The organism is Faecalibacterium sp. DFI.5.82, assembly GCF_029076575.1.
Taxonomy (GTDB): domain Bacteria; phylum Bacillota; class Clostridia; order Oscillospirales; family Ruminococcaceae; genus Faecalibacterium; species Faecalibacterium duncaniae.
This window is the reverse complement of record NZ_JARFIS010000253.1, coordinates 1-332: the sequence shown is the minus strand read 5'-3', so window position 1 is coordinate 332 and position 332 is coordinate 1. Positions and strand designations below refer to the sequence as shown.

General features: G+C 52.1%; 1 pseudogene. It reads left to right on the top strand.

What is annotated here, in order from left to right:
• Nucleotides 1–200 (top strand): annotated as a pseudogene (locus tag P0G09_RS16485) (serine dehydratase subunit alpha family protein); the annotation flags it as partial.
• Nucleotides 201–332: the final 132 nt, after the last annotated feature.

The window sequence follows — 332 nt, the reverse complement described above, 5'->3', positions numbered from 1 at the left end:
CCAGCAGCGCCGCATCCACCGAAGATGCGATCTTTGCGGCGCAGCTGGGCTACAACATGTACAAGTGCAATCAGGAGTTCAAGGGCGGCGATGGCATTGTGATGAAGGACATCGAGACCACCATCAAGGGCATCGGACGTCTGGGCAAGGACGGGATGCGGCAGACCAATGAGGAGATCATCCGGCTGATGATGAGCTGAGCGGCGGAGCCTGCGTCCCAAAAATCATACAAAACCTTCTTTATTGTGTCATAACTCTTCCGTATAATAAGAAGTGGAATACTTTGTCACAAGGCCCGAAATGGCCTGAACATACAGAATTGGGGAGGAAAC